We start from the raw sequence: 11,130 nt of genomic DNA on the forward strand, positions 1-11,130 counted from the left end.
ATGTTTAGTTGTTTTATTTTAAAGTTAATGGAAGTCCTACAACGTTTGAATTGGTTATCAAATCTACTTTGGTGCTTTCAAACTGCTTGTTACCTATAGCGTTCTGGTTGTTATAGTCAGTCACTACATTTTTAATTTTCTTTGAGAAACCAATTTTGACAGGAATGGTTATTAAAAGAGCTGCAAGACCTGTTCCCATAATTATTATAGGAATACTTTTATTGGGTTTACCCTCAAATTCTGGATTCATACCCTGATCAAATCCTGAAATTACGTAAGCCATTGTACCTGTAAATAAAAGCACCGGCCCCGAAATAAGCAATATGTTACCTACTGTTTTCTTTGTTCTCCCAATATTGTAATCAGCTAATAATTGTTGATTATCTTTTAACAATTCCCTTACTTGATTAGGTGTGATTTTTTCCCTTTCAGAATCTAAAATATTTCCATTAGACTTGTACACTAATTTTTGAGAATGCAATTGTATACTACAAAAAAAAAGTAAAAGAAAAAAAAAACGGTTTGATCATTGGTTTGTTTTAAATTGAAATTAAAATTCTGTTTAATTTAAAGCTTAAAATACTTTAGCTTTGCGTTTCTCAAATTTAGTGAAAATTAGGTTTACAAAACAGCAATAGTTATAAACAAATTTATGTCAATAATTACCCTTACTACCGATTACGGCTTGAAAGACCACTTTGTAGGTGCGTTGAAGGGAAAAATTTTATCTCAATATGCTGAGGCAACAATTATTGATATCTCACATGAAATTGACCCCTTTAATACCGTAGAGGCCAGTTATTGTGTGAGTGCAGCATACAGCAGTTTCCCTAAAGGTAGCATACACCTCATAGGAGTAGATATGGAGCGGAATAAAGAAAACCAACATGTAGCAATGCAGTGGAATGATCATTACTTTATTGCTGCTGATAATGGTATTTTGAGTATGCTTTCGCAAAAATTATATCCGCAAGAAATTGTAGCCATAGACATTCATGATCAATTAGACCAAGATGCTGTTGACCTTGATGCATTTGTAACCGTAGCATGTCATTTATCTAAAGGTGGCACTCTAAAAACCATAGGCACTCCCATTGATACACTAAAAGAAGTAACAGATTTAAATGCGGTTTTAGCTGTTGATGGAAATTCGTTAAAAGGACATGTAGTTTATATAGATCACTTTGGGAACGTTGTTACTAATATTTCCAAAGAATATTTTAATCAAGTAGCACAAGGAAGACCTTATGAAATTGTTTTAAAAACTAAAAATATTAAAAACATATTGCCAAATTATTCTGCTATTGCAAAAAATGACAAATATCCCATTAAATCCTATGAAGGTGAAAAACTAGCTATCTTTAATGAAGCAGGCTTCTTAGAAATTGCTATTTTTAGAAGTAATCCTTCAAAGGTAGGATCGGCAAGTAGCTTATTAGGATTGAATTATAGAGATGTTATTATTATAAAATTTATATAAAGTTTAAACTAAAATCTAATGTTTGTACGCATAGTAAAATTAAGTTTTCATGAGGAGCATATTCCGGCATTTTTAGAAAACTTTGAGTTAATGAAAGATAAAATACGAAATGCGCCTGGAAATCGTTTCTTAGAATTGTATCAAGATAAAAACAACAAAAGTATTTTCTTTACTTACAGTTATTGGGAAACCGAAGCTGATTTAGAAAATTACAGAAATTCTAAACTATTTTATAATGTGTGGACTTTTACCAAAAAATTATTCAACGATAAACCCGAAGCGTGGAGCGTAGATAAATTAGTTACTTTAGAGTAAAAAATAGTTTAAAGTTTAAGGTTTAAAGTTGTTGAATTGGGAACTTTAAACATTAAACATTTAAAACTTTAAACAAAAAAACAAATGAAATCAATAGTTTTACGAGAAATAAAATCCTTTTTCGGTTCGCCAATAGGTTATTTAGTAATTGCCATTTTTTTAATCATTAACGGATTATTTCTTTGGGTTTTTGAAGGAGAATACAACATCCTTAATTCTGGTTTTGCTGATTTGACTCCCTTTTTTACTTTGGCACCTTGGATTTTAATTTTCCTGATTCCAGCTGTAACCATGCGCAGTTTCTCAGATGAGAAAAAACAAGGAACCTTAGAATTATTATTAACAAAACCATTAAGTATTTGGCAAATTGTAAACGGGAAATTTCTTGGAGCTTTGCTTTTAATTCTAATAGCCATAATTCCAACCTTTATTTATGTAGCCGTAATTTATGACCTAGGAATGCCTGAAGGCAATATCGATATGGGAAGCACAATAGGTTCGTATTTTGGATTAGTGTTCCTAATTGCAGCCTATTCTTCTATTGGGATATTCACCTCTACATTATCGGACAATCAAATTGTTTCTTTTATTTTGGCAGTTTTTATTTGCTTCTTTTTTTATTTTGGGTTCGAAGGTATAGCAACAGTGGTTCCAAGTTTATCTCAAATTATTGCTTCATTGGGTATGCAAGATCATTTTAAGAGTATGAGTCGCGGAGTACTAGACACGAGAGACATTCTTTATTTTACAAGTATTACCGTTGTCTTTCTTTCATTTACTGTATATAATCTAAAATCTTTCAAATCGTAATGACTACTTCTAAGAAAAAAAACCTGAAATCAGTATTGATTATTCTTGCCGTTGTATTAGTTGTTAATACAATAGGAAGTTCCGTTTTTCATCGTTTTGATTTAACAAAAGATAAGAGATACACCCTTTCCCATACCTCATTAAAAATTATTGATCAGGTTCAAAATCCGCTTGTTATAAAAGTATACATGCAAGGCGATTTACCTCCAGAATTCAGACGCTTACAACAAGAAACAAAGCAACTTTTAGAAGAATTTCAAGCTTATAATTCTAATTTAGTGTTTGAATTTGTAGATCCTTTGGAAAACAAGGACGCAAGCATGGACAACATCAAAGAATTGTATCGAAAAGGCTTAACTCCTGTAAACATAACTGTTGATGACAAAGGAAAACAGTCACAAGCTATGGTTTTCCCGTGGGCAATTGCTGTTTATGATAACAAAGAAGTCAACATTCCTTTGCTAAAGAATATTATGGGAGCCTCAACAACCCAAAAAGTGATAGGATCTGTACAACATTTGGAATATTCTATTGCAGAAGGTATAAATAAAATTACAAAAGCCAAACAGAAAAAAATAGCGGTCATCAAAGGGAATGGCGAACTACAAGATATTTTAATGGCCAAATTTTTATTGCAAGTACGAGAAAGTTACTTTATTGCGCCGTTCACGCTTGATTCAGTAGCAAAAAATCCGTTGAAAAGTTTAGAATCTCTTAAAGAATATGACCTAGCACTCATTGCAAAACCAACCGAAACTTTTACAGATCAAGAAAAACAAGTACTAGATCAATACATCATGCATGGCGGTAAAACGTTATGGCTTGTAGACCAAGTTGTAGCAGAAATGGATAGTTTATACAATCCTGCAGGAGCGACCCTAGCCTACCCTAGAAATTTGAACTTGAATGACATGTTTTTTAAATATGGCTTTCGTATTAATCCAGATTTGATAAAAGATGAACAAGGAAGCCCTATAAAACTCGCTACTGGCGAACAAGGAAGTGCAACTCAATTTCAAGAATTCAACTGGAAGTTTGCACCGCAAGTATATCCTACAAGCACGCATCCGATTGTAAAAAATTTAGGCGGAATCAAATTTGACTTTGCTAATCCTATTGATACCTTGAAAAACGGCATCAAAAAAACGGTACTGCTACAGTCCTCTCAATATTCAAAAAAGATAGGAACGCCATCAGAAGTAAATTTAGAAAGTGTTACCGAAGAAACTTCACCAGCTGATTATGCAGTAAAAGGAAAACTTCCATTATCCGTATTACTCGAAGGTAGTTTTGAATCGATGTATAAAAACAGAGTATTGCCTTTTGAACAAAAAACATTTTTAGACCAAGGAAATGCAAATAAAATGATTGTCATAGCTGATGGAGATCTAATTAAAAACCAATTGGATAAAAACTTTCAACCTGTTGAATTAGGTTATGATCAGCGTTCAGGAAATTTATATGACAACAAAGATTTTTTAATAAACTGTGTCAATTACCTCTTAGATGATAATGGACTTATTAACATTCGAAGCAAGGATCTAGATTTACCTTTATTAGACAAAGAAAAGGTTTATGAAAACTATAGCAGTACCCCAATACTAACTATCGGGTTACCAATTCTTATTTTAGGGATCTTCGGTTTTGTGTTTACTTTCATTCGTAAAAGAAAATACAGCAAATAGATGTTAATAAAAAAGTTTCCAAACTAGAATAGTTTACGATATATTTGTAACATGTAACGTATTTCACAAATAAAGAAATACCTTAAAAAATAAAATAAAACAGATGAAATTTATAGTATCGAGTTCATACTTATTGAAACAATTACAAGTTTTAGGGAATGTAATCAACAGCAGCAATACATTACCTATTTTAGACAATTTCTTATTTGATCTAGATCATAATGTATTAACCGTATCTGCCTCTGATTTAGAGACTACTATGTCTGCAACCTTATCAATCGATTCAGAAAGTAAAGGTAGCGTTGCCGTTCCTGCAAAATTACTTTTGGAAATTCTTAAAACATTTCCAGAGCAGCCCTTAACATTTACTATAGAAGATAATAGCACCATAGAAATAAGTTCAAACTCAGGTAAATATGCTCTAGCGTATGCTCCTGGTGAGGAATTTCCAAAATCAGTAAACCTTGAAGATCCATCTGTAACACTTGTTCCTGCTGATGTTTTGGCTACAGCTATAAGTAAAACTATTTTTGCTGCAGGTAATGATGATTTACGTCCTGTAATGTCTGGAGTGTTTTTTCAATTCTCGCCAGAAGGTTTAATTTTTGTGGCAACTGATGCGCACAAATTGGTAAAATATGCTCGAACTGATGTGACAGCCTCTCAAGTTGCTGATTTTATTATGCCAAAAAAACCATTGAACATCTTAAAAAATATTTTAGGATCTTCGGATGCAGAGGTAAAAATAGAATACAACGATTCGAATGCTACTTTCTCTTTTGACAATTACATCTTAATGTGTCGTTTAATTGATGGAAAATATCCAAATTACGAGGCCGTAATACCAAAGGAGAATCCAAATAAGTTAATGATTGATCGTACTCAATTTTTAAGTTCTGTGCGTCGTGTAGCTATCTTTTCAAACAAAACTACTCACCAAATTAGATTGAAAATCGCTGGTGCTGAGTTAAACGTATCTGCAGAGGATATCGATTATTCAAACAAAGCCGAAGAAAGATTGACTTGTGATTACCAAGGTGATGATATGCAAATAGGATACAACTCTCGTTTTTTAACTGAGATGTTGACCAACTTACAATCGGATATGATTATGCTTGAAATGTCTTTACCTAACAGAGCTGGAATCTTAACTCCAGTTGATGGATTAGAGGAAGGTGAAACTGTTACCATGCTTGTAATGCCAGTAATGCTTAACAGCTAAGATTACCATTTAACATACGCTATTAACCAAACCATTTTTATATTGAAAGAAACCGTCTCTATTTGGAGACGGTTTTTTTTCTTACGGCTGTTTCTGATTTTTATGAGTTTACTTTTTCACTACTTATAGATGTGGAGGATTAAAGAAGTCTAAACTTTCTGTTAAGTATTGACTTTAATGTACAAAATCAATATTTAATTAAACCAATATCCCAATCGCAACAAACTGCTTTTGGTCGACCGGTTTTCTTATTCATATTCAACTATTTGTTTTAAATGATGTTCTAAATGGTCAACATAGTCTGCAATCAAAAATTTTAAGGTAAAAATATTTTCCCCTATTTTTATTTCTCTTTTTAAATATTCAATAGGTATTCTTTTAATAATTTCAAGAAGTTGTTTATTATATATTGTCCAAAATGAAATAATCTGCTCTGAATTTATTTGTTGGTAAAAACTAAATTCATTCCACTTATTTTGGTTGTAACTAATTTCAGGAGTCATTTCAAATTGTCCACGAACAAATCTTTGATGATTATTTGTTGCACTGTCAATTAAATGGCCAATAATTTCTTTTTTACTCCATTTATCTTTTGATATTTTTAAAGAAAAACTTTCTTCACCAATTTCAGTTATCAGACTTGGAATTATATCAGTTAAATATTCTAACCTTTTTATTGATTGCTCCACCATTTTATTCTGTTTTAGTTTCCATTAGTACAAACTGTCACCAAACATAAAAATTATCACATTTAAAATCAAATTTAATTGATGCTCTTGTAAGACTAGTTTTAATCTCGAGTAGATACTTTAAATTTAAATCACTCCCATTTTTTTCATTAAAAAAGTAGCGCTTTTGTTTTTACAAATTCCGTCACGAAGTTTGTAATCAAAATGGAGCTCATCATTGACAATCTCTACTTCAAAACATTTATTTACTAAGGTTTCAGGATATTCATTTGTAGTAAGGCAAACTTCAATATCATGCGTAGCAATGGCACCAATAGCATTTTTAGCAATCACTTTCTTAACTACTTCTATGGTACCGTTTCGCTTGTCATCAGAATTTGTACCGCGTAAAATTTCATCTAGTAAAATAAAAGCTGGTGTATGATGCAATTCGTCCATGATTTGTTTTAAGCGTTTTATTTCAGCAAAAAAATACGATTCACTATCTGCTAAGGAATCAGACAATCTCATGGATACTAGCACTGGTAAGGGATGAATATTAGCTTGTAATGCACATACAGGAGAACCTATTCCTGCAAGAACCATATTGATACCTAGACTTCTTAAAAAAGTACTTTTGCCAGACATATTAGATCCCGTTAATATCATAAAAGACTGTGGATAAAAACAAACGTCATTGCCAATTCTAGTTTTTTTGTTCAACAAAGGATGACTTAGTCCTTTAAAATCAACTTCATACTTGGTATTTAAACTTGGATAAACAAAATCTGGATTGTTGTACCCAAAATTTGCTAAACTGTTGAGCATTTCCATTTCGCCAATAACGTTCAACCATTGCTCTAGCGCGGCACCATTGTTGTTTTTCCATTTTAATAAAGCCTTAAAAACATGCAAATTAAAAAGGAAAGTTCCGTTAAAAACGGTTGCAGTTACAAAATTTCCAATACTATCCATATTAGAAAACAATTCAGATAATTTTTTTAAATGCGTGCTGGCATTTCCATTTTCAATTTTTAATTGCTGTTGCAACTGAATTAGTTTTTGAGATGTAAAAGGCTCCTTTTCAATTTTTTCTAATAGTAAACTGTATTGGTGAATTGTAATATCAATATTTGTTGAGGTGGCTACTTCGGCTAGAATTCGTTTGACAAACCTTCCTAAAACCATCAAATTAAATATAAAAACATAACCCAGAATTGAGGCGAAAATAAGTTTTGAAGTTACAGCATACAATATCAAAAAAGTAATAAAAAGTAGCGGTGATAGGTATGAAATTAAAACAGTCATTCGCGAAAGGGGTGTACTATTAAATGTAGTCCAACGCATTAAATTTTCGTAACTAGTTGCCGTGTCCTCACCTACTTTGGCCACAGCCAAAAACTCTTGACGCCACTCTATTTTAGCAGACAACTCCCTCACTGCCTCTTGATTTTGCTCAATCTCAGTATTGGGTGCTATGGATAACAATCGTTTTGCAAACGTTTTTTTTCCTATGTAAGTTGCTGTTCTATTTAAATTTTGAAACAAAGAATGCGCACCAAAAATATCTAAATCATACGCATACGGATGATGAAAATCATTAAATTCAATTCCATTTTCAAACGGAATAGCTTTACCCTCTAAATAAGAAATCTCATTAGTATTAATGTCAATTAAAGCCTTATTTATCTTTCTTTTAGTATTTATAGACGTATGCAAACGCATTAAAATAATAAACAAAGCCAGAAAAAAAACAGCTGCCATATTGTACAGTAAAGCATTCGTTTTTAAATAGTAATAAATTGAAACAAAAAAAAGCACCATAGCCAGTAATCTACTTATACTGATACTATTGTACTTTTTTGTTAAGGTTGATGCTACTTGAGAAAATTGAGCAACTCTTGATTTATAAATTTCCATATTTTGAATTGATGATTTACAAATATAGTAAATTAGTTCCCTATCCATCTCAATTAAAAGCAGTGGCGCCGCTGTACTACAAGACGATTGGAAAAATCAAGAGCTGTATGAAGTTATTCAACTGGGATGGCTAGAATAGGAATTTCTAGATTCCTAGCCATCTTCTTGGTTAAACTAGGATTGAAAATTCCCTCAAAAAAACTTCTTTTATACGGTAGCATAGTCAAAACATCAATCTCTTTATACTGAATAAAATCTTCAATTGAAGTTGCTACCTCATCACTGTGAATCACGTGAAATTGAACTGGATCAGCACTAAACTCCTCTTCCCATGCTGCAATCGTTTCTTTAGTAACGTCAGAATTTGACGTTTTAACGTATAGGCATTTCACTATTGCATTGGTTTTTCTAGCAATGTTAAGTACTTTTTTTAAGGCTTTTTTGTCTTTAGTTCTAAAACGTGTGGTAAAACCAATTACCGAAATGGGTTTAAAAATCGCCTGCTCAGGCACACATAGTAAAGGAACATTTGTTGCTGATATACTGTTTGCCGTATGTGTTCCCATAAAAAAAGCATCCCAACCCGAAGCACCAGCCGTTCCCATAATTATAAAATCAATGTGCTCCTCTTGAATAATAGCAACAATATTTGAAAGTAAATCGCCCTCAGTCAGGCGGTGTGATAGCTTGATGTTTTGTAAATTTCGACCTTCGGCAAGTTCACGAAGCATAGGAACCTGCTCTTTGAAGGCATCAAACTGAGACAAAGCCAAAGAATCATAAAGTATTGCATAGTTTGCCGGAAAAAACTGTGTGTCATACATTGGTATCTCAAAAGTATGCAACAAAACAATCTCAGCATGGACTATTTTTGCAAATTCCAAAGCATGGATGAATGCATTAGTGGCAACGGTAGAAAAATCGGTAGGGAAAAGAATCTTTTTCATAGCTTTAATTAATTGTTTATTAGTAGTTTAGTCAAATTTACAATTAAAAATTTACAGAAAAAATGACATTTATCAGTAACCCTAATTTTAAAAATAAATAGGTATCCTAAAACCATCAATTCTTGTAGACCCATCATTTTTAGTTACTTTTGTAAAAAATAAATCAAAATGATTCCTCAAGACTCCATTGTTGCCCTTGCCACTCCATCTGGCGCCGGAGCAATTGCTATAATACGAATTTCTGGTCAAGATGCTATTCCTATTGCTGATAGTGTTTTTAAATCGATAAAAAATAAAAATCTAGTCTCTCAAAAAACCCACACCCTACATTTAGGTCATATTGTGGATGGTTCCAAAACGCTCGATGAAGTATTGGTTTCTGTTTTTAAAGGACCTAATTCCTATACCGGCGAAAATACCATAGAGATTTCTTGTCACGGATCAACGTATATTCAGCAGCAAATTATTCAATTATTGCTTCGAAAAGGATGCCGAATGGCCGATGCAGGTGAGTTTACCCTACGCGCTTTCTTGAACGGAAAACTGGATTTATCACAAGCCGAAGCTGTAGCCGATTTGATTTCGTCAGACAATGAAGCCAGCCATCAAATTGCGATGCAGCAAATGCGTGGTGGTTTTTCTAATGAAATTGCCAAATTGAGAGAAGAACTTTTAAACTTTGCTTCACTTATCGAACTCGAATTAGACTTTGCCGAAGAAGATGTAGAGTTTGCAGACAGAACCCAGTTTCACGAATTGTTGAATCGAATTGAATTTGTCCTAAAACGCTTGATTGATTCCTTTGCGGTGGGTAACGTAATTAAAAATGGAATTCCAGTTGCTATTGTGGGTGAACCAAACGTAGGAAAATCGACGCTTTTGAATGCTTTACTCAATGAAGAACGCGCCATTGTATCTCACATTGCAGGAACAACGCGTGACACCATCGAAGACGAATTAGTCATTGGCGGCATTGGTTTTAGATTTATTGACACAGCTGGTATTCGGGAAACCAAAGACTACGTCGAAAGCATTGGCATTCAAAAAACTTTTGAGAAAATAGAACAAGCGCAAGTGGTTTTGTATTTGAGCCCCCTAACCCCCAAAGGAGGAACTCTTGATGCTGAAAATATCAAAGAGGTTCAGATTGAATTTGAGAAAATTAAGAACCAATTTCCCTTGAAGCCCTTGATTATTATCGGAAATAAAAAAGATTTATATTCCGATAATGAGATTGAGCATATCAAGAAAGAAATTCCAGAAATACTACTTTTGAGCGCCAAAAATAAAGAAGGGGTTGACGAACTCAAAAACCAATTGCTTTCCTTTGTCAACACCGGTGCGTTGCGCAACAATGAAACGATTGTAACCAACACCCGTCATTATGATTCCTTATTAAAAGCTCTTGATGAGATTAGCAAAGTAAAATACGCTCTTGAAACCAACCTTTCTAGCGACTTGATGGCGCTTGACATCCGCGAAGCCTTATACCATTTTGGGATGATTACCGGTCAGGTAACTAATGATGAATTGTTAGGGAATATATTTGCGAATTTCTGTATCGGAAAGTAATTTTATCAGCACTTTACTCCAAACATTCTGGCTGCCCATTCCTGCTATTCACTACAAGTCCGCGGGAATCGCCTTAAAAACATAAACCCAAAACGAGCTTCCGTTGGTCGCTGTTTTGGGTTTTGTTTTTATAGGGCTCCTACCCTTGCAGGCTTTTCGTTGCTATCAGGGGCAGGGAGAGTTACGTTTCATTCATAAATTAAACTAGAGATGACGAGTAGCCTTAGCTGATGATATTGGGACTGTAGTCGCGTTCCTTTGTTCTGCTGACTCCAAGTGGATCAATGCACAACGAATAGAAGTTTCGGGTAGATTTGAATTAGCTGTTTTACATCTAAATCATAATTAAATCCCAATGAAATAATTGCAATTAAAAAGAAGCTTGAAAATGAATACTGTTTATTGTATTCGCTCCACTTTACACATTTTCTTCTACTTTCTTCTACTTTCTTTAATTTTTCTCTTAGTGATATCTCTACTTTTCTTACATTTACAGTGAAAGATAAAATCA

Annotated in this window: 10 protein-coding genes; 6 read left to right on the forward strand and 4 right to left on the reverse strand. The window is 33.2% G+C overall.

Annotation, left to right across the window (positions count from 1 at the left end; translation table 11 throughout):
• Nucleotides 1-13 precede the first annotated feature (13 nt).
• A complete protein-coding gene (locus tag IQ05_RS08630) occupies nt 14-463 on the reverse strand; it encodes a hypothetical protein (protein ID WP_144892030.1) in 450 nt (149 codons plus the stop codon).
• Nucleotides 464-652: 189 nt separating this feature from the next.
• Here IQ05_RS08630 and IQ05_RS08635 point away from each other — a divergent pair, with 189 nt between their 5' ends.
• From IQ05_RS08635 to dnaN, 5 genes are all read left to right on the forward strand, one after another.
• The gene (locus IQ05_RS08635; protein ID WP_144892032.1) at nt 653-1,480 is read left to right on the forward strand and encodes an SAM hydrolase/SAM-dependent halogenase family protein; all 828 of its coding nucleotides are present in this window, start codon (nt 653-655) and stop codon (nt 1,478-1,480) included.
• Between the two features lie 18 nt (nt 1,481-1,498).
• Nucleotides 1,499-1,795 carry a putative quinol monooxygenase gene (locus IQ05_RS08640; protein WP_144892034.1) on the forward strand — a complete coding sequence of 99 codons (297 nt, stop codon included), beginning with the start codon at nt 1,499-1,501 and terminating at the stop codon, nt 1,793-1,795.
• 84 nt (nt 1,796-1,879) lie between these two features.
• Complete coding sequence (gene gldF / locus IQ05_RS08645; RefSeq protein ID WP_144892036.1) at nt 1,880-2,605, forward strand: gliding motility-associated ABC transporter permease subunit GldF; 726 nt, start codon at nt 1,880-1,882, stop codon at nt 2,603-2,605.
• On the forward strand, nt 2,605-4,290 hold the full coding sequence (gene gldG, locus IQ05_RS08650; protein WP_144892038.1) for a gliding motility-associated ABC transporter substrate-binding protein GldG: 1,686 nt from the start codon (nt 2,605-2,607) through the stop codon (nt 4,288-4,290). Before gldF ends, gldG begins: the two co-directional genes overlap by 1 nt.
• Nucleotides 4,291-4,393: 103 nt before the next feature.
• Complete coding sequence (gene dnaN / locus IQ05_RS08655; RefSeq protein ID WP_144892040.1) at nt 4,394-5,512, forward strand: DNA polymerase III subunit beta; 1,119 nt, start codon at nt 4,394-4,396, stop codon at nt 5,510-5,512.
• A gap of 248 nt (nt 5,513-5,760) precedes the next feature.
• On the opposite strand, the gene IQ05_RS08660 is transcribed toward dnaN, so the two are convergent.
• The 3 genes from IQ05_RS08660 to IQ05_RS08670 all read right to left on the reverse strand — a co-directional run bounded on the left by IQ05_RS08660 (nt 5,761) and on the right by IQ05_RS08670 (nt 9,047).
• Nucleotides 5,761-6,204, reverse strand: a complete 444-nt coding sequence (locus IQ05_RS08660) for a DinB family protein (protein ID WP_144892042.1) — start codon at nt 6,202-6,204, stop codon at nt 5,761-5,763.
• Between the two features lie 123 nt (nt 6,205-6,327).
• Nucleotides 6,328-8,100: a MutS-related protein gene (locus IQ05_RS08665; RefSeq protein ID WP_144892044.1), complete on the reverse strand. Its 1,773-nt coding sequence runs from the start codon at nt 8,098-8,100 to the stop codon at nt 6,328-6,330.
• Between the two features lie 113 nt (nt 8,101-8,213).
• The gene (locus IQ05_RS08670) at nt 8,214-9,047 is read right to left on the reverse strand and encodes a universal stress protein (protein WP_144892046.1); all 834 of its coding nucleotides are present in this window, start codon (nt 9,045-9,047) and stop codon (nt 8,214-8,216) included.
• A gap of 168 nt (nt 9,048-9,215) precedes the next feature.
• Between IQ05_RS08670 and mnmE the strand changes: the two genes are divergently transcribed.
• Nucleotides 9,216-10,619 carry a tRNA uridine-5-carboxymethylaminomethyl(34) synthesis GTPase MnmE gene (gene mnmE, locus IQ05_RS08675; protein WP_144892048.1) on the forward strand — a complete coding sequence of 468 codons (1,404 nt, stop codon included), beginning with the start codon at nt 9,216-9,218 and terminating at the stop codon, nt 10,617-10,619.
• Nucleotides 10,620-11,130: the final 511 nt, after the last annotated feature.

Origin of the sequence: Flavobacterium tiangeerense (genome assembly GCF_007830355.1) — a bacterium.
In the GTDB taxonomy this organism is placed as follows: domain Bacteria; phylum Bacteroidota; class Bacteroidia; order Flavobacteriales; family Flavobacteriaceae; genus Flavobacterium; species Flavobacterium tiangeerense.